The following is a 20,500-nucleotide window of genomic DNA, read 5'->3' as shown; positions in this document are numbered from 1 at the left end:
ACATGAGTTCAGACACTTCAAAAAGATATGCGCTTCGCGGTGTTTCGGCATCTAAAGAAGATGTACACAACGCCATAAAAAACATTGACAAAGGACTGTTTCCACAAGCTTTCTGTAAAATCGTTCCAGATTATTTAACACAAGACGAAGACTATTGTTTGATCATGCATGCAGATGGAGCAGGAACTAAATCCTCTTTAGCATATATGTATTGGAAAGAAACAGGAGATATTTCTGTATGGAAAGGCATTGCACAAGATGCGTTAATCATGAATATCGACGATTTATTGTGTGTAGGAGCAACAGATAATATTTTACTTTCTTCAACCATTGGAAGAAACAAAAATCTGATTCCAGCCGAAGTTATTTCAGCAATTATAAACGGAACCGAAGAACTAATTAAAGAACTAGATTCCTTTGGTGTGACGATCCATTCAACTGGTGGAGAAACTGCAGATGTAGGTGATATTGTTCGAACTATAATTGTTGACTCAACAGTTACTGCTCGTATGAAACGAAGTAAAGTAATTGATAATGCTAATATTAAAGCGGGTGACGTAATTGTAGGATTGGCTTCTTTTGGTCAAGCTACTTACGAGAAAAGTTATAATGGCGGTATGGGAAGTAACGGTCTTACGTCAGCGCGACATGATGTTTTTGGGAAGTACTTGGCAACCAAATATCCAGAAAGTTATGATGCAGCTGTTCCAGAAGATTTAATTTATTCAGGACAAGTGCAATTAACTGATGGAGTAGAAGATTCTCCTATCAATGCGGGACAATTAGTACTTTCGCCAACCAGAACGTATGCTCCTATTATCAAGAAAATTTTAGATCAATATACGTCTAATGAAATTCACGGAATGGTACATTGTAGTGGTGGCGCGCAAACTAAAATTTTACATTTCGTAGAAAACTTACACATCATAAAAGATAATTTATTTCCAGTTCCACCCTTGTTCAAATTGATTCAAGAGCAATCTAAAACTGATTGGAAAGAAATGTACCAAGTATTCAATTGTGGGCATCGTTTGGAAATTTATGTTCCAGAAAATATTGCTCAAGAGATTATTGCAATTTCAAAATCATTTAATGTCGATGCTCAAATTGTGGGGAGAGTAATGGAATCTGATACTAAAAAACTTACTATTAGCAGCGAATACGGAACTTTCGAATATTAAAATTTATTTCTTTAATTTTCTAATCTATACATGATGTACGAATTAATTTTTTGGAATTATCTTGAGGGAATTTATTTAAACCATCATGAAGTTTACGAATTCATTTGCGAAGAGCAAACTGAAATTGAAGGTCTAGAAATACTTCCAGTGCAAGTTATCTTAAATAGAATCGCTTCTGTTTTCTCTAAATGGGAAAAAGTCGACGAAAGAAGTTGGAAAAATAACGATGGAGTAGGTGCTTTTCACGTCAGAACTACGCCTCAAAGCATAAAAATTGATTGCTACGGTACACAGGGTAAAACAATGGATACTCTCGTAAATATTATGGAAGAGTTCAAGTGTGCACTTTATGATCCGCAAGTTCCACAGCGATACGATGAAATGGCCGAGTAGTTTTTTAAGGAGCTAATCCAGCTCTACGCTACAAAGCCTCCCTAAAAAAAAATATTTTTCTAAATCCTGAAAGGAGCTTCCGGTGGTCGCTCTTTCAGGACAAGAAAAATTATTTTTTTACAATCCGGACTTTTCACTTCAATATGGGCTAATTATCACTTGTAATTTTAATTAGAAAATCTTATTTTGAAACAGCGTTTATTTCACCGCTGATTCATTTAAAAGGATAGGTTTTCCAAATCCTATTTGCTCTAATTTTTTCAATTGCGTCTCTGCATCTCCTACTATTAAATAAATCATTTTATCTGGATTCAAATACTTTTCTGAAAGTCTTTTTATCTCGGTTGTTGTACTGTTTTTTACAATGTCTTCGCGCTGCTTTGCATACGAATCAGCATAGTTGTAATTGCTAATTTCGTTCAGCATTCCTAGTTTAGCAGACAACGTTTCAAATGCTCTTGCATTACTTTTGATTAAATAACCTTTAGTAACTTCAAGATCATTCTCATTAAAGTTTTTGCCATAATTCTCTAGAATTTCTTTTATCAAACTAACAGATTCAAAAGTTATATTAGAGCGAACGCCGCTACCAATAGTGAATGGCCCTTTGTTAGTTGAACCAGAGAAAGAAGAATTAATTCCATACGTATATCCTTTTCCTTCACGCAATTGTTGGGTAAGTTGTGAAGCAAATCCACCACCACCTAAACGATAATTCATAATCATTGCTGGATAATAATCAGTATCAGTGGTTGCGAGAGCTGGATAACCTATTCTAATTACTGATTGTTTTGCACCTGGAACATCGTAAAAATAAATTTTTGATGCAGCAACTGTGTTATTAACTTTAACTGCTGGGAAACTCACTTTTTGAGCATTCCAGTTTTTATTTAATGCTATTAATGAATTAGTTACTTCGTTTTTTGAAACAGCACCTACAATTTGAAAAATCGAAACTGATGGAGAAAAATTACTGGTGTAATATTTTTTCAAATCATCAATAGTGATGTTTTTTACTGAGTTTTCATCGCCGCTGCGGTTGTATGACAAAATAGATTCCTTTCCATAAATTAATTTCTTAAATTCATTTCTAGCAATGCTATTCGGATCCGCTTTTTGTTGTTGAATTTGGCTTAAAGTACTTTGTTTGATTAAATCAAATTCTTTCAAATCCCAACGAGGTTGAAGAATTATTTCTTCCACTAGAGCAATTGTCGCTTTGTAATTTTTAGCTAATGAATTTCCAGAAATAAAAATTCCCTCATCCGTTGAATACGCTTTGATAGTAGCTCCAAGGCTTTCAATTGCATTTTCTAATTGTTCTGGAGTTTTGTTTTTTGTTCCTTTAGTCATCAATTCAGCTAGCATGTTTGAAACTCCTATTTTAGTAGTATTCTCTAGTAGCATTCCGCCTTTTATTTGTAATAAAAATTGAACAAGTGGTACTTCATGATTTTCAATTCCTATAAGATTGAGCCCAGAAGTCAATTTGTTTTTCCATACGGAAGGTAATTTAACATCAGGACTTTCTCCGTAAGCAGGCTCAATGCTTCTATCAAAAGTAGAAGGTGTTTTTTCGTAGGTAGCGGTAACATTGGGATCAAACACATCTTCTTTGCCTTCAACAATTTTTTCTTCTACAACTTTTGCTAATGTAGAACCTTTTAATGCTAATGCAGCCTCTCCTTTTGGGACAAAACTAGTAGCTACAAAATGTTTTCCTTTCACGTATTTTTGATACACACGCATAACATCAGCTGTAGTTACCGCAAGAATATTCTTTACATCTTGCTCAATATAATTTGGGTCTCCTGCAAAAATTTCGTACTGTGCTAATTCAAATCCTTTTCCTAGTACACTTGATAGTTTTGTGTAAAATGCGGTTTCTTGTCCCGCTTTAATTCGTTTTAAATCTTGTTGTGAAATCCCTTGTGCTTCAAAGTTCTTGAAAGCTTCATTCACTCCAGTCATTACGTCGTCTAGATTCTTTTTATCAAAAGCAGTAACACTTAACATAAATTGACCTGCTAATTCTGAATTGTATTGAAAAACATCAACTTCATCAGTAAGTTCTTTATCCTCGACTAAGGTTTTGTATAAAGGTGCTTTTTTACCTTTAGAAAGATAACTAGCTAAAACTTCAAGAGCATAACTATCAGGATGATATTCATAAACGGATGGCCACGTTAGGGTAAGTTGTGGTAAACGAGCAAAATTATCTTCATAGTATAATTTTTTAGTTTCCGTTAAGGTTACAGATTGCTTTTCCATTTTAGGGATTGCTTCTCCACGTTCTATCTCTCCAAAATATTTTTCAACCCATTTTTTAGTTTGATTTACATCAAAATCTCCAGCAATTGTCAAGGTTACATTATTAGGAACATACCAGCGCTTGTAGAAATTTTTGACATCTTCAAGTGTTGCATTTTGTAAATCTTCAAGTGAACCGATCACATCCCAATTGTAAGGATGTGTGCTAGGATATAAATTGCTAGAAATTACAGAAAAAGTGTGACCGTAAGGTTTGTTATCATAACTCTGCCTTTTTTCGTTTTTAACGACTTGTTTTTCTTTAGCTAAAACAGGCTCAGTTACGGTGTTGATGAAATATCCTAATTTATCAGCTTCTGCCCAAATCATTTTTTCTAATGCATCCTTAGGAACGGTTTGATAGTAATTAGTACGGTCTCTACTAGTAGAGCCATTTGCTCCTTCGCCACCAATTCGGGCACTCATTTTATCTAATCCTCCTTTTCCTAAATTTTCTGATTCTAAGAAAAGTAAATGTTCAAATAAATGCGCAAATCCAGTTCTGCCTACGTTTTCTCTCGCAGATCCCACGTGACTTGTCAATGCCACTGCAACAACAGGATCTGATTTATCGACATGTAATATGACTTGCAATCCGTTTTTTAAAGTGAATTTTTCGAATTCTACTTTGAATTCTTTTGGTTTCTCTTTTTGAGAGTAACTAGAAATGGAACTAAAAACTAAGAAACAGAATAGGAAGGCGTGGAGTGATTTCATCTTTTAAAATTTATGAACTGCGTTATCTTTTTGAAATAAATGTTTGAAATATTTCAGAGAACTAAAGTATGAAAAAATAATAATAAATCCATCAAATCGTGACGCGGAGAAAGCGAATAGAATTGATAATGGAATATGGAATTTGAAGTATTTGTTGCTGCTATTTTGCCATGAGAACAAACAGAATGTTATAACAAAAGGATTATTCTGCTTGTCTTACTGTCTGTTAGTCTGAGTTTTACAAGTAAAGAAATTCTCTAACCCAAGTTCTATTGAAATTACACACTTTAAGATACAGATCGTATTTTGTTTAAAGTCTAAGGTTTTACTTCATTATCCCCTTTTCTAAAACCAATTAATTTTCGGTATTTGGTTTCTGATTCTTTTAATTCTTGCTCCATTTGTTTGTATTTGCTGATGTCCTTGATAGTAACAACGGCAGCGGCAACCTTATTGTTTTGATCAACTAATGGTCTGCCACTAATAAGAACTCTCCTTTTTTCTTTAGCCGCGGGACTCCACAACACCACTTCAATATCTTCCGTCACTTCTCCGTTTAGCGCTCGTTCTAATGGTAAATTCTGTGATGGGAAAACAGTTCTTTCATCAGGGAAATACAATTCGAAATGATTGCTTAAGTCAGCTGATATTTCGTCATCTTCATTGATACCGAAAATTGAGTTTGCCATATCATTAGCCATGATAATTTTTTTACCGGTATCTGCAACGATAATTCCCTCGCTTATATTGTCAACAATTAGTCGCAATTTTTCTTCGTTCTCATACAAAGTGGTTATTGCCTCTTGTTGTTCGCTTTCTAGCTGAACGAGCTCAGTAACATCTCTGCCAACGGAGTAATAAGTGTTGTTTTCTACGTCCATGTTGCTATTCCATTCTAACCATTTGTAAGAACCGTCTTTACACAAAAATCGGTTTCTAAAATTTATAACTGCTTCGCCTTTATGATATTGTCCACGAATATCTCTTGCTTTTTGTGTGTCTTCAGGATGAATTAAGTCCATTAATTTTAAACCATACATGTCTTCTTGCGTGTAACCAAGAGTTTTGGTAAACGCTGGATTGATTTTGATAAAATGACCGTCTTTGGCCACTGTAAAAATATTAAAAGCCATATTGAAGAACATGTTCGATATTTTTAGAGACTCTTCATTTTCAATCAATTCTGAAACATCTCTAGCAACTGCATTTATTATTCCGGTTTGAATATCAATTGTTCCAGTCCATTCAAGCCATTTGTAAGAGCCGTTTTTCATGCGCTCTCTTACTCTATAATTAACAACAGAGTTGTTACTATGTAGTTTTTTAAAGCTCTCTTCAACTATTTTGGAATCCTCAGGATGTACAAATTCTATAATGTTTTTGTTTATTATTTCGTTTTGACCATAACCAAGTATCCTATTAAAAGCTGGATTTACTTTTACAAATTTCAGGTCTTTTATAACCACAAACATATCGTACGAAATATTGAAAAAGGTGTTAGATATAGTCAGTGCATGCTCCACTTCTTTTTTAGTTGTTATATCGCTTGCAACTGCATATAGGACTCCAGTTTTTACATCTGGGAAGACAGACCAAACTAGCCATTTTAAGCTTCTATCTTTACAAATATATCTGTTTTCAAATCGTATTGAGGAAATTCCCGATTTGAGTTTAGCTACTTCTTTTTTTGTGATTTCGATGTCATCAGGATAGGTGAATTCTAGAAAATTTTTGCTTAATAGTTCTTCCTCTGAGTACCCTAAAATAATACTTACCGCTGGATTAACTTTTATGAATTTTTCCATTGATGAAATGATCATCATGTCTAGTGATAAGGTAAAAAATTTATCTGCTGCATTGCTAGATTCCTCAAGTCTTTTTCTGTCGGTTATATCTGTGAAAATTCCACCAATAGCATTGATCCTTTTTTCAGAATCGTAAATAGGGAACTTAACTGCAATATAAGTATGTAAGCCGTCAGCTTGCTGTACTGTTTCTTCTGATTTAAGTTCTCTTAATTTTTTAACTACTTCTATATCGGAGTTACGATAAGTGTCAGCGGTTGTAGCGGGTAAAAAATCATGATCTGTTTTACCTATTATTTCGTCGTTTGAAAGCTTAAATAGAGATTCAAATTGCTTGTTGATTAATAGATATTCGCCATTTATTTTTTTTATAAATATTGGGCTTGAGGTATTGTCAATTATTGATTGAAGCAACTGTTTGTTTTCTAGCAGTAAGTTTTGGGAAATGTTTTTTGCCTTAAGTTGTGTACGAATGATAATGTAAACGATGGTTAATAAAATAATAGAAAGTATTAGTAATGAAATCTCTATCCAGTTTAATAAACCGTCTAGTGATTCGTCTCTTTGTTTACTAGTTCGTAATATAAAAATCCATGCTATAGCAAAAACGACTAATAAGTTAATAATAAATCCAGTAACAATTTTTTTCTCTAAAGTAATATTCATGTTCGTGTAGTATTAAAATTAGAAAGTTTTAACCTCAATAGTATTGTTGTAGAAGTTAGATTTTAAGTATATGGAAGTTAGTTAATTATATTGAATTAGCAAGGATTTTTTTTATCATTGTTGCAGTTTTGAGGTCTTATTTTGTATTGTTTGAGTCGATGTTAGAGGATAATAAATGTCTTTTAGTTTAAAAATATGATTAGTAAATAAGAATGTGATTTTTTGTTTCTGGTACGTCGTTTCTTTAGGAAATTAAACTAGTTTGCGTAAGGGATGGCAGTGGAAATCCCACGCTTTTGGGCGAGGATTGCAACGCATAGCCCGACCCTATTGAAACCTCCGGAAGTACCCAGGGGTTTCAATAGGGTTACGCCCAAATATTCTACTTTTTTGGATTCATTATCGATGGTTTATCTTTTATTTAAAAAGTAAAAAGTAGTGCGTTTTGAAAAAACTTTGCGAACTTTGCCCTTAATTAAAAGAATGTCAATTAAGCAAATTTTTTGACCTTTTGCAAGTGTAAATAAAGTGCTGAAGAGCAGTAAAATAAATAAATATTTATGAAAATAAATCCAAAAAACGGAATTGATAAAGTCATTTTCGGAATGAAGCAAAATGATGTAACGGCGATATACGGTAAGCCGGATAGAAATTACAAGGATGAAGATGAAAATGTAATTTTTGCTTACAATAAGTTAAAAATGCGTTTGACTTTTTATGTAGAAGAAGATTTTAAACTGGGTTATATTGTAGCTTCTAGTCCAGATTTAGAACTTTTTGGGAACAAAATTCTTAACAGAAAAATTAGCGATGTTAAGAAGGATTTAGTTGTAAAAGGAATAACAAAATTTACTCAGGAAGAGTTTGATACGTTTGAAAATTACTTTAATGAGGAGAATTGGATTATTTTTCAAACTGAATTTGATGAGGTGGTCAAATTTGAAATAGGTGCAATTATCAATCAAAAAGACGAATTTGACTGGAAATTCCCAGCTAAAAAGTAATTTTACATTATAAAAAACGAAACCCGATAGCTTCTATACTATCGGGTTTTTTTGTTGAAATAATAAAACGCTTATTAGATTAGGTGCAATAATAAACATAACTCAATAATCAAATTTAACTAGAAACATCAATTACATAAAGTTAAATTATAAATCCACTTCATGTTCTTAATGGTTCGAAATAGTAGCTATTTAGTAGCAAGTATTAGCATTAGTTTTGTATTACTTCATAGATTTTAAAATCTTTATTGCCATTTGTGTTTACTTCTAAATTCGTCGCTTTTTTTAATTGTTTAGCTGGAATTACAATAAAGTTTTCTGCACCTTTATACAATGGTGTTTTCTTACCACGTTTGTTGATTTGGAAAATTTCAAAAGCTTTATTGCTATTATTTACGAGTACACTTACCGTTTTAGTTTGCTTGTTTAAAGTGATAGCTATATTTGCACTTTCCTTATCCTTCAGCTCTAAGTACGTTGCAATCGAATAATCCTGAAAATAAATAGCTTGATCGGTGTTTTTATTTTCTGCCTCCACCATTATTTTAAATTCTTTTAAGAAAAAACTCTTAATCGTAGTAGCATTATTTTTGAAACGGATGTATTTTATGTCATCAGCTAAAGCTTTAGTGTTTCCTTTTCCTTTTTTCTGTTCCACTTTTAAAACGTCCCAACTAATTCCGTCTATTGAAGTTTCAAAAGTGCTATTTTCAAGCAAAGTATTTGATTCTAAATTGAAATAGAATTCTTTTGCCTTTAAGCTTTTATCGATGTGAATTCCTAAATATTCTTGCGGATTCAAGTTAATAACCTCTAAAATAGGCGATATTGCGATGCTTGTATTATTTAATTGTAAAGGCTGATTTTTTAATTTTTCAGTATTGCTAACTAAGGCCGTAGTGCTGTTTTTTTCGATTTTTCCAGTAGTAGGTATGAAATAATTCTGTGCCTGATCAAAAATAGTTTTGACAAAAGGCATCAAAACTAAAGATCCTGTTTTGACACCTGGTTGGTAAGGGTTTTGGTTATACTTTTTATCTACTAATTGAATGTTTTCTAAAAGTGCTTCCATTTTTAAATAGCTGTCCCAAGCCAATGCTTTATTTCCTGCTTGTCTTGCTTCAAGAAACGACATTGTTTCGACACCTACCTTTCCTAATAAGTTAAATTGAATTAGCCAAGGCTCAATCTCAGTTATTAAGTTTTTATTTTGAGATTTGCTGCGTATTTCTTCAGAAACTGGAATGATATTTTCAAATTCTGTTTTGATTTTTGAAGCTAATTCCGTTGAATAATTTCCGTTTTTATAAGCTGCCAAAAAGGAATCAATTGTTGGTTTTATAATTACTGATTCTACTCTTCTGTATCCATGTCCGTTTGGACCTAAGTCGCTATTATGCTCGTTGAATAATTGGAATGCCGCAGTCGCTTCGGGCATAACATATTTTGCAGCCTCATGCCAAGCAGACATTGGTTCATAACTTATAAGATTCCAAGAGTATAATGCAACGCTAAACAAAGCTACTTTAGAAGCTTCAGCGCGTTCCATTGGGTTTGAAACAAATCCAGATAAATCATTTTTTATAGTTGTGTCTAATCCATAAGCGGCACCCATCAATAAGTGATCGCGCACGTAATCACTCACCGGAAAGTTCCACCAGATGTACGCTTTACGTTTGATTCGCTTGTTGATCCAGTCAAGATCAGAGGCGCTTACATCATCAATTACTCTATCTCCGGTCCACATTACGTGAATAGAAGGATGTAATTTATCACCTAAAATATCTAAATACGTATCGGGTTTTGGGTTAGACCATGATTTATTGTATTCTGTAGGGCACATAATCAAAGGCAAAACATCTTTTTTCTTTTCAACGAATTGACTTTGTAAATAATTTAATAGTTGCGCTTGTTTTTCAGCTTTTGTACCTTCACCGGAAATATCATCAAAGAAAACTGCGAACGAACGTACTCCTAGATCGTACATTAATTCAAATTTGTTTAAAATGGCTAAACTATCTGTCTTATTCCATTTTATATCTAAACCAGGATGAATTGCCCAAGTAAAATCTATTTCATTATTTTTTGCTTCTTTTACTAGTTCCTTAATTTGATTTGCATCTTTTTCCGGATATGGCTTTCTCCAATTTGGTGATGAATGGTAAGGATCATCTTTTGGACCATATATATATGTGTTTAGTTTTAAACTACCGTAAAATTTGAATTGTGAAATCCGATCTTGATGGCTCCATGGGTTTCCGTAAAAACCTTCAACAGAACCACGAGATAAAACAACTGGATAGTCAGTGATGTCAACTAAAGGGAAATTGTTGTCTTTTTTTAATTGTTTTAATGTTTGAAGTGCATAAAAAGCGCCTCTATGATCTGAAACGCTAATTTGTATTGATTGTGGCGTTACTTTTAAGGTATAAGCTCCAGAAACATTTAGGTTTTTATCTGTACTTTTTAATGAAGTTATGATTATTGGCAATGCTTTGTTGGCACTTTTGGTATTGAATAGCTCGTTCAAAACGACTAAACTATTTGGTTGGAGTTTGAAATTACCTTGCAATAAATAAGGTGTATCAGAACTAGTTTTTCCTTCACTGTAGTTTATTTTTTGTGGACTAGGGAAGATGGCATTGTTGTTTTGTGCCGTTGTAGAATTAGTGATAAATGCGAATAATGCAATTAATAGGTAAAGCTTTTGGTTCATTTTTTAAAGTTTATTTTGGTAATAAAATAGGCGAATATTTTTTTTAGTTGTAGCCAGTTCAAATTTTGCCAAACGTAAAAGTAGAGGATTTACATTATAAAATAAAATGCTTTTGATAGTAAAATGTTTTTTTTTTTTTTGATTACGCCAGCTAATTCTTGAGAAGAAATTAATGTTCTTTTTTTACCAGTTAAGATATGTAAGTTTTAAAATCAACTTTCTGTTTCTTTAGAATCATGTAATTTTAAACGGCAAGTAGCTCTTGGTTTATAATAATAAGGTCATGTATGTAGTTAAGCAAACAAAGTTATACAGAGATAAAATGTTCTTGTAATTTATCTTTTAGACTTTGAAAATAATAGTCAGTTTAAATAAAAACAGAAACTATTTTAAAAAAAATAAAACCCGTCAGATTTTGAAATCTGACGGGTTTTATAATTTAGTAATTCAGGAATTATTTTATTGTTTTGCGTTGGGTTGTTTTTCAAACATTTCCAATTCGAAAACTAGGGTTGAATTAGGAGGGATAACATCACCTGCACCATTTTGACCGTACGCTAAATTAGCCGGAAGAAATGCTACAACTTTGTCTCCATAAGACATTAAAGAAAGTGCTTCGATAAATCCAGGAATCATTCCGGTTTTTTTACCTGCTTCAAAAGGAAAAGCTTGGTAACCGTTTTGCGCAGCTCTATTAGCGTCATATTTCCCAAATTCTTTAGAAACGTCTTCATAACTGCTGTCAAATAAATTCCCATCTTCAAAATAACCTGCATAGTGAAAAAAGATAGTGGATCCGTTAATAGGTTTTACGCCATTTCCTTGCTTAACAATTTTGTATGCTAAACCAGATGGAGTAGTGGTTGAAGTTGCTTTTGAAGTTGCAAAATAAGCTGCTTTTGCATTTACTGCAGGGCCATATTTTTCAAGATAGACTTTCTTAGCTTCTGCTTTTAGAGCCTCTTGTTTTGCTCTATGCTCTGCCATTATTTGCTCTTGCTTTTTTCGGTTCTCGGCAGCAAGGAGGTCCTGTTTCTTTTGATCCTCTGATCTATTATTGAAATAATCAGCAAACACTTTTGGAGCGTCAAATTTTTGAGCTAAAGGACCTTTTCTAATAATGGTAATCTTTGTAATTACATCGTTTTGACCAATAGATTTGACCACATTCATTCCCTCTGTTACGTGACCAAAAACAGTGTGTTTCCCGTCTAACCAAGGCGTTTCTTTATGGGTAATGAAAAATTGACTTCCATTAGTTGCTGGTCCTGAATTAGCCATGGATAGAATTCCAGCTTTGTTGTGCTTCAAATCTGTAAATTCATCTTTAAATGAATATCCAGGTCCGCTAGATCCAGTTCCAGATGGGTCTCCTCCTTGAATCATGAAATCTTTAATCACACGGTGAAATTTTAAACCATCATAAAATGGTTTCGCTTTTAATTTCTCGTCAGTTACAAATGTGTTAGTACCTTCCGCTAGAGCGATAAAGTTAGCTACAGTAACTGGTGCTTTTTTATACTCTAATTGTATGGTAATATCTCCTTTATTTGTAGAGATGGTTGCAAAAATTCCTTCGATTACAACGGGAGCTTTTACAGCTGGTTTTACAGGTTTCTTTATGGCTGCTTTAACGGTAGTAGTGGGTTTTTTAGCAGTAGTAGATTTCTTGATAGTTTGAGAATGTACACTTGCCATTCCTAGAAACAATAAAAATAGAATCTTAAATTTCATTTTACAAATAATTAATGTTGTACTTTTTTAAAAAGTGATAAAGCCTATTGATCTAATAATTCGATTTCGAAAATGATATTGGCATTGGGTGGTATTACGCCTCCAGCACCAGCCGCTCCATATCCTAAACGCGATGGAATAAAAATCACTGCTTTATCTCCAAGTGATAGTTTCTCTAATCCTTCAATGAAACCGGGAATCATGCCATCTTTTTTACCAGCTTGAAAAGGAATAGGTTGGTATCCATTTTGAGCCGCTCTGTTTTCATCATATCGTCCGTAGGTTTTAGCAACACTTTCGATACTAGTATCAAATAATTCTCCATCTTCTAAGAAACCAGCGTAATGAATAGCAAGAGTAGAACCACTAGCTGGTTTTTTACCACCACTTTTTTTAGTTATTGCATATTGTAAACCAGAAGGAGTTTTTACTGATTTTGCTTTTAAATCTGCAAAATAAGCGATTTTTTCATCACGAACTGTTTTGTATTTTTCATCATAAACCTTTTTATTCTCAGCCTCAATAGCCGCATTTTTAATTTGGTTTTCCGATTCTACTGAAAAATAATCATGGAATAATTTTGCTGCGTTAAATTTTTTAACAGCTTCACCATTTCTGATAATTGTGATTTTAGTGATATAATCTTCTTGTTCAATTTTATTTACTATATCCATTCCTTTTTCAACCACATGACCAAAGATTGTGTGTTTTCCATCTAGCCAAGGCGTTGCAAGGTGCGTGATGAAAAATTGACTACTATTTGTAGCAGGTCCATTATTGGCCATAGCCAAAACACCACCGTCATCAAATTTTAAATCAGAAAATTCATCTTTAAATTTGTAACCAGTATCTCCAGAACCTGTCCCTAGTGGATCTCCAGTTTGAATCATGAAGTCCTTGATAACTCTGTGGAATTTTAAACCATCAAAAAAAGGTTTGTTTTTTAAATTTTCATTCGTTACAAATTCATTTTTACCTTCGGCAAGCGTCACAAAGTTGGCTACAGTTATAGGTGCTTTTTCAAAATCTAATTGTACAATTATTTCTCCTTTATTAGTTTCAATTTTGGCATATAGACCATCAGGAAGATTGCTATGATCGTCTTTACAAGAGTAAAAGGAAGCAATTATAAGGAATGCGAATAGGATGTTTTTTTTCATTTGTAATTTATTATTTGATAGTATCGTTAGGTTTTTTTTCAATTAGTTTCTCTTGAACAACAGTAGCGGGAGCGCTAGGAACTGGTTTTAATTTTATTTGAACTTCTTTTTTATAAATAGCTTCTGATTTGAAATCACGAAGAGTGACCCTGCATATTAGTGGTTCATTCACTCCAATTTTTTTATTATCTCCATGATATCCATAGGCCATATTTGATGGAAACAAAAAATTCACTTCTTCATTTTTATGCATCAATTTGATGCCATCTCTTAATCCCATCATAATATTTTGCTTGTCTACATAATAAATCTGAGGTCTAAGTTCTAATTCAGAGTAGATTATGTTTCCTTTTAAATCTTTTATTTCATAATCAAAAAACGCTACATCTCCTTTTTTTGGAGTCAGGGTGTCTAGTTTATTTTGCACATTATAGGAATACCAATATCCTTTTGTTGAAGCGATGTACTTTACAGATGGATTGCTTTTCATTAGATCTTTAATTAAGCTTTCTTCCGTAGCAACCAGTTTCTTATTTCGAATAATCGATTTTTTCATGAAGCTTCCCGAAGCTTGTGAAATAGGTCTTCTAGCATCTTGAGATTGCTTACAGCTTGACGCTATAATGAATAGAAGAGCTATAATTGTGAGTAGCTTTGCGTTTTTCATACTATTTAGATGCTAATTTTCGTAACTAAATTTTCGAATTTTTTAATCGTTTCTTCCATCGTTTCTTCTGATTTTCCTCCAGCCGCATTGCGATGTCCTCCACCATTAAAATGATCTCTTGCAAATTGATTTACATCAAAATCACCTTGGGAACGGAAAGAAATCTTAATGATTTTCTCATCTTTATTTTCGATGAAAATGGCAGCAAAATTAATCCCTTTTATCTGTAAACCGTAATTTACAATTCCTTCCGTATCTCCTTTTACATAATTAAAAGAATTTAATTCGTCTTGAGTCAATGTGGTGTAAGCGGTTTTATGCTCTGCAATTACTTTCATATTTTGCAATGCTCTGCCTAAAAGTTGTAAGCGTTCGAAACCACTGTTGTCAAAAAGCAAGGTCGGAATCTCGGTGTTTTCGACACCTAAGTCAATTAATTCGGCAACAATTCTATGCGTATTTCCAGTTGTCTTTGGGAATCTAAAAGAACCAGAGTCGGTTAAAATTCCTGTATATATACAAGTACCAACTGTTTTATCAATTTGATCTTTTTTTCCAAGGAAAGAGACGAAGTTATAAATCATTTCGCAAGTAGAACCAAAAGTGGTATCCGAGTAGGTTACGGTAGCGTAATCATCAGGTTTTTGATGATGATCAATCATGATAAATGGCGCTTTTAGCTTAGCTAAAACATGTTCCATTTCACCCGTACGATGCAAAGCATTAAAATCTAATGTGAAAATAAGTTCAGCTTCGTCAAGAATTTTAGTACAGTTCTGCTTGTCTTTTTCGAATATTTTAACGGTTTCTGATCCCGGCATCCAAGCTAGAAAGTCGGGAAATTCATTTGGGGAAACGACAACTGCTTCGTGATTGTTTTTTAATAAAAAATGATATAATGCTAATGTTGAGCCCATAGCGTCTCCATCAGGACCTCGGTGTGGGATTATGGCAATCTTTTTAGGAGTTGATAATAACAACTGAACTTCTTGAATGTCTTGTATTTTCATAGAGTGCGAAAATACATTTTTTTACGCTAATGTTGAAATCATTAACATGATTTTCACCTATTATAAAAGGTCAGTTCCTTTTCGTTTAAATTTTTCGTACAAATGATATTTTGCTCCTTTTACAATTTGATCTTTATATATACCTACGGAGCCAGAAAAGAAATAAGCAATAATGCAAGTTAACCCAATAAACATCCCACTTTCCAGGCCGAAAAGTTCCATTCCCATGACTGTGCAAGCTATAGGTGTGTGGGTTGCACCGGAGAAAACCGCAACAAATCCCATTCCTGCTAGCAGCGCTATTGGTAATGGAACTACAATTGATAGCGCGCTGCCTAAAGTTGCACCCACGAAAAATAAAGGAGTTACTTCACCACCTTTGAAACCTGCTCCTAATGTAAAACCTGTAAATAAGATTTTCATCAAAAAATCATAAGGAGCAGCAGAGGTTGAGAAAGCATCAACGATTACGGGAACTCCTAAGCCTGCGTACTTTTCTGTCCCAATAAAAAAGAAGGCTGTTGCCAAAATAATTCCTCCAACAAACGGTCGGAGTGGAGGATAGACTATAGTTTTAGAAAATAAAGTACCCCATAAGTGTGTACTTCTTGAAAACAACATGGCTGCTAAACCAAATAATATACTTACTATGAATATCCAAAGTAAAATAGTTAAACTCATTTCTGGAACTAATGGTATGCTATAATGGGTATGTTTCACGTTCCAAATCTCGACCGTATAATAAGCGATGTATGCGGTTAAGAAAGATAAAGGAATACTTCTGAAACTGATTTTACTAAAATAAACTAGCTCTAAAGCGAATAAAGCTCCTGCTAATGGTGTTCCAAAAATAGAAGCAAAACCTGCACTAATGCCTAGAATCACAATTGTTTTTCTATCAGAATTATCGAGCTTAAAAAATCGTGTAAACTGTGCAGAAATTGCACCTCCCATTTGTACAGCTGTTCCTTCGCGCCCAGCCGAACCTCCAAAAAGATGAGTGATTAGCGTGCCAAATAGCACTAAAGGAGCCATTTTTAATGGGATTATATTTTGAGGATTTTCGTATTCTTCCAGTAATAAGTTATTGCCTTTTACTACTGATTTTCCCCAATAATGATAGCTCAATCCTATCACCAGACCACCTATTGGCAATAGCCAAATTATCCAATTGTTACTTTCTCTATAATTTGTTGCCCATTCAAGCGATACTAAAAAAAATGCAGAAGCTGTTCCAGAAAAAACACCTGTCAGTGCACAAATTAAAATCCATTTCAGCGCGGCAGGTATGTTTTCTTTAGTAATTACTAGATTCATTAGATGGATGCAAGTGTTTTTTTTACAAAAGTATTATAATCCTTTTTGAATTAATGGTTTTTCAGAAGCAATAGCAGTAAATTCTATCTCTACTAAATATTCAGGTGCTACTAATTGGTTTATTCCATAAAAACCTGTTGTTGGTTTTATGTCTTTAAAAAATTTTGCGTGAGCTGTAGCCACTTCTTCAAACAAGGAAACATCAGAAGTGAATATTCTCGTGCGAATCACATCTTCCATACTTACATTTAGTTCTTCTAGTACTTTTTCTACGCGTTCTAATATATTAAGTGTTTGATTATAAGCGTCGTTAGCTTTTACTTTTTCGCCGTCAATTATTGCTACCGTTCCTGATACTTCGATTATATTTCCTATTCGTACTGCGCGACAGTAACCCATTTTATCTTCCCATGGAGATCCTGTTAGTATGTTTTCTCTTTTCATTTTTTGTGGTTTTTTTGCGGATTTTTTAAATAATACAAGCTCTTTAGGTTTTTGGTATATTTTTTGCAATTTAGCAAAAAATGATAAATAAAAATACTGAATTTTAATTAAAAAGCTGAATTTTCACGAGCTTCAAGCCTACCAGTTTTTGATGGAAAAATGTAATAAAAGCGATTATTAGAAGTTATAAATGAAAGTTAAATTACAGCCTGTTTTTTGATTAACTAGGAATGATTTTTTATTTTTAAAATTGCACAAAAACCGATTAAATTAATTAAGAAAGTTATGAAAAGGATTTTATTGTTAATGATTACATTTACAATGTCTTTAAGTGGATATGCTCAGAGTGAATTCAACTCTAAGTTTAAAGCAATTCCGCCTAAAAGCAACACGCCAAAAATCAAAAAAGCAACTCCGCCAAAATTAGATATACCTCCTATAACAACGCCAAACGTTTTTAAAAATCCAGAGATATTTAATCCAAATCCAAAACCTACGGGTACTATTGCACCTGCTACTAATTTTTCGATGACTCCAAAAAACGAGTTTATTAATCCTGGAGATGTTTATAAAGACAAATGGAATAAAAAAGAAGATAAACAAGAGGGAGTTGTTTACCGAAAAAATCAAAACTTAGGTAATTTTCAAACGGGTTCGACTACTGCAAAAGTGATGTATCGTGATGCAGCGTATGTTGATGGCGATCAAATAAGAGTGTATTTGAACGATAAAGTGATACAATATCAAGTGAACTTGGATAGCGATTTTAAAGGTTTTGAAATTGTATTAGAGAAAGGATTTAATAAAATTGATTTTGAAGCATTGAATCAGGGAACTTCAGGTCCTAATACTGCTGAATTTAAGGTTTATGATGATAAAGGCGGTTTAATTTCAGCTAGTCAGTGGAATTTAGGTACTGGTTTTAAAGCCACTATTATCTTAGTAAAAGAGTAATTGTCAGTTCATAAATATTTATATAAAAAAAAACAGATTGCTGAGTTAGTATCATGATGAAGGTTACGTTAGGTGAATTTCGTTTTTAAAAAGGATCTGCAATAACTTTAAATTTCATGTCGCATTTTACAGTAACATCTTTAGTTATTGTTTCTTTGATAACTGCTTTCGGTCGTATTTTGTAGCTAGGCGCTTTAATGTATTTGTCTAATTCTTGTGACTTACAAGTAAGTTCTATTGAGTTTGATGCAGCATTTATATTATTAGAGTAGGCTAATTCAATTTCATCTGTTCCATCAGTCGAAATATATAAATGGATCGATTTTTTAAAAAAAAGTAAAAGTTTTGTCGCTAGGATTAGTGATTGTAAGTTTTAATTCTTTCAATTTAATGTCTTTTACTAAATCAGATTTTGTGTTATTGTTTTTAAATTCTGAGCTCTAATTTGTTGTTACGTCTGGCGTTATTATTTCTGTAGCACGATTAAGTGGAAATCCTGTAGAAATTTAAAATGAAGTTTGATTGCTAATATTGAAAGTGAGTAGTTTATCGATCACATTGCAAGAAAATAGCGATAGCTATAGGAATGTAATCAGGATAATTGCTTTTGTTTTTAATGTGATTTTTAATTGTTTTTAGTTGATTAGTGCTTTGATTATTTACGAAATTAAAACTCTTTTTGTTTTTAATTAATGTTTTAGTGATTTAAAAATAAAATGTAAACCGACGCTTGAAAAAAATAAATTGAAGATTTTCAAAATTCAATTTTACAATTCAAAATATAAAAAGTATTTTTGCGCATGCAACACAACGTACTTATTTTAGACTTCGGATCGCAATATACACAGCTTATTGCGCGTAGAGTTCGCGAATTAAATATATTCTGCGAAATTTTCCCATACAATAATTTTCCAACTGATTTATCCTCTTACAAAGCGGTAATTTTAGGAGGTAGTCCTTTTTCTGTTAGAGCAGAAGATGCGCCACATCCTGATTTATCACAAATTAGAGGTAAACTACCCATGCTTGCCGTATGTTACGGAGCACAATACTTAGCTCATTTTAGTGGTGGCGAAGTTGCGTCTTCGAATACGAGAGAATATGGTAGAGCTAATTTGTCCTTTATTAAAGAAGACGAAGTTTTCTTTGAAGGCGTTTCTGAGAATAGCCAAGTTTGGATGAGCCATAGCGATAGCGTTAAAGCATTGCCTACAAATGGAGTAAAACTTGCAAGTACACATGATGTAGAATTTGCTGCTTACAAGATTGAAGGCGAGACAACATACGCGATTCAGTACCATCCTGAAGTTTTTCACTCTACTGATGGATCTAAAATGTTAGAAAACTTTTTAGTTAAAATAGCAGAAGTGCCTCAAAATTTCACTCCAAATGCTTTTGTTGAAGAAATGGTAGCGGAATTAAAAGAGAAAGTAAAAGATGACAAAGTAGTTCTTGGGCTTTCAGGCGGAGTAGATTCTACCGTAGCGGCTGTTTTATTGCACCAAGCTATTGGTAAAAATCTTTACTGTATTTTTGTAAATAACGGTTTACTTCGTAAAAATGAATTCCAAAATGTATTAGATCAATACAAAGGAATGGGATTAAACGTAAAAGGTGTAGATGCTGGTGATCGTTTCCTATCTGAATTAGCAGGTGTAAGTGATCCAGAAACAAAGCGTAAAATTATAGGACGTGTATTTATCGAAGTTTTTGATGATGAATCACACCTTATTGAAGATGTAAAATGGTTAGCGCAAGGAACTATATATCCTGATGTTATCGAGTCGGTTTCTGTTAAAGGTCCATCAGCAACTATAAAATCACATCATAATGTAGGAGGCTTGCCTGATTATATGAAATTGAAAATTGTAGAACCATTGCGTATGCTTTTCAAAGATGAAGTACGTAGAGTAGGAGCTTCATTAGGAATTGATCCAGAATTATTGGGAAGACATCCTTTTCCAGGACCAGGATTGTCAATTAGAATTTTAGGAGATATCACACCAGAAAAAGTACAAATTCTACAAGATGTAGATGCTGTATTTATTGATGGATTAAAATCTTGGGGTTTATACGACAAAGTATGGCAAGCTGGAGCAATCCTTCTTCCTGTAAATAGTGTAGGTGTAATGGGTGATGAGCGTACTTATGAAAAAGTAGTAGCACTTCGCGCAGTAGAGTCTACTGATGGTATGACTGCAGACTGGGTTCACTTACCGTATGATTTCTTGATGAAAGTATCAAATGATATTATCAATAAAGTAAGAGGAGTTAATAGAGTCGTTTACGATATTAGTTCTAAACCACCTGCAACGATTGAATGGGAATAATTTAGATTTTATCTTTTTTTGAACATCAATGTTAAGAGTGTTCGTTACTAAACGGTATCAGATTTTTGGAATAAAATTTGATACCGTTGTTT

At 33.2% G+C, this 20,500-nt stretch carries 14 protein-coding genes; 5 read left to right on the top strand and 9 right to left on the bottom strand.

The features are described from left to right. The first annotated feature begins 2 nt into the window (after positions 1 to 2). Entirely contained in the window at positions 3 to 1,181 is a 1,179-nt protein-coding gene (locus LNP27_RS00155) for an AIR synthase related protein (RefSeq protein WP_229942527.1), read from the top strand. 33 nt (positions 1,182 to 1,214) lie between these two features. Further along, on the top strand, positions 1,215 to 1,574 hold the full coding sequence (locus tag LNP27_RS00150) for a hypothetical protein (protein ID WP_229942526.1): 360 nt from the start codon (positions 1,215 to 1,217) through the stop codon (positions 1,572 to 1,574). Between the two features lie 198 nt (positions 1,575 to 1,772). Here LNP27_RS00150 and LNP27_RS00145 read toward each other — a convergent pair whose 3' ends face one another. Continuing rightward, positions 1,773 to 4,601, bottom strand: coding sequence for a M16 family metallopeptidase (locus LNP27_RS00145; protein ID WP_229942525.1), 2,829 nt, complete (start codon positions 4,599 to 4,601; stop codon positions 1,773 to 1,775). A gap of 317 nt (positions 4,602 to 4,918) precedes the next feature. Beyond that, positions 4,919 to 7,072: a PAS domain S-box protein gene (locus LNP27_RS00140; RefSeq protein WP_229942524.1), complete on the bottom strand. Its 2,154-nt coding sequence runs from the start codon at positions 7,070 to 7,072 to the stop codon at positions 4,919 to 4,921. 560 nt (positions 7,073 to 7,632) lie between these two features. On the opposite strand from LNP27_RS00140, the gene LNP27_RS00135 reads away from it, so the two are divergent. Continuing rightward, positions 7,633 to 8,076 carry a hypothetical protein gene (locus tag LNP27_RS00135; RefSeq protein WP_229942523.1) on the top strand — a complete coding sequence of 148 codons (444 nt, stop codon included), beginning with the start codon at positions 7,633 to 7,635 and terminating at the stop codon, positions 8,074 to 8,076. 211 nt (positions 8,077 to 8,287) lie between these two features. Here the strand turns inward: LNP27_RS00135 and LNP27_RS00130 are convergent, their stop codons facing one another. From LNP27_RS00130 to LNP27_RS00100, 7 genes are all read right to left on the bottom strand, one after another. Beyond that, complete coding sequence (locus tag LNP27_RS00130) at positions 8,288 to 10,792, bottom strand: beta-N-acetylglucosaminidase domain-containing protein (protein WP_229942522.1); 2,505 nt, start codon at positions 10,790 to 10,792, stop codon at positions 8,288 to 8,290. Between the two features lie 459 nt (positions 10,793 to 11,251). Continuing rightward, positions 11,252 to 12,526, bottom strand: coding sequence for a peptidylprolyl isomerase (locus LNP27_RS00125; protein WP_229942521.1), 1,275 nt, complete (start codon positions 12,524 to 12,526; stop codon positions 11,252 to 11,254). Between the two features lie 44 nt (positions 12,527 to 12,570). After that, on the bottom strand, positions 12,571 to 13,686 hold the full coding sequence (locus LNP27_RS00120) for a peptidylprolyl isomerase (RefSeq protein ID WP_229942520.1): 1,116 nt from the start codon (positions 13,684 to 13,686) through the stop codon (positions 12,571 to 12,573). 10 nt (positions 13,687 to 13,696) lie between these two features. Beyond that, positions 13,697 to 14,353 (bottom strand): gliding motility-associated peptidyl-prolyl isomerase GldI, encoded by a 657-nt coding sequence (gene gldI, locus LNP27_RS00115; protein WP_229942519.1) that lies wholly within the window; start codon positions 14,351 to 14,353, stop codon positions 13,697 to 13,699. A 5-nt stretch (positions 14,354 to 14,358) separates the two neighbouring features. After that, a complete protein-coding gene (locus tag LNP27_RS00110) occupies positions 14,359 to 15,363 on the bottom strand; it encodes a DHH family phosphoesterase (RefSeq protein WP_229942518.1) in 1,005 nt (334 codons plus the stop codon). A gap of 60 nt (positions 15,364 to 15,423) precedes the next feature. Further along, positions 15,424 to 16,680: a voltage-gated chloride channel family protein gene (locus LNP27_RS00105; protein WP_229942517.1), complete on the bottom strand. Its 1,257-nt coding sequence runs from the start codon at positions 16,678 to 16,680 to the stop codon at positions 15,424 to 15,426. A gap of 33 nt (positions 16,681 to 16,713) precedes the next feature. Continuing rightward, complete coding sequence (locus LNP27_RS00100; protein ID WP_229942516.1) at positions 16,714 to 17,124, bottom strand: RidA family protein; 411 nt, start codon at positions 17,122 to 17,124, stop codon at positions 16,714 to 16,716. 285 nt (positions 17,125 to 17,409) lie between these two features. Between LNP27_RS00100 and LNP27_RS00095 the strand changes: the two genes are divergently transcribed. Further along, positions 17,410 to 18,078 (top strand): hypothetical protein, encoded by a 669-nt coding sequence (locus LNP27_RS00095; RefSeq protein ID WP_229942515.1) that lies wholly within the window; start codon positions 17,410 to 17,412, stop codon positions 18,076 to 18,078. A gap of 800 nt (positions 18,079 to 18,878) precedes the next feature. Then, complete coding sequence (gene guaA / locus LNP27_RS00090) at positions 18,879 to 20,408, top strand: glutamine-hydrolyzing GMP synthase (RefSeq protein ID WP_229942514.1); 1,530 nt, start codon at positions 18,879 to 18,881, stop codon at positions 20,406 to 20,408. Positions 20,409 to 20,500: the final 92 nt, after the last annotated feature.

This window comes from Flavobacterium galactosidilyticum (genome assembly GCF_020911945.1).
GTDB lineage: Bacteria > Bacteroidota > Bacteroidia > Flavobacteriales > Flavobacteriaceae > Flavobacterium > Flavobacterium galactosidilyticum.
The sequence above is the reverse complement of the archived record's forward strand: the minus strand, read 5'-3'. Positions and strand labels throughout refer to the sequence as shown.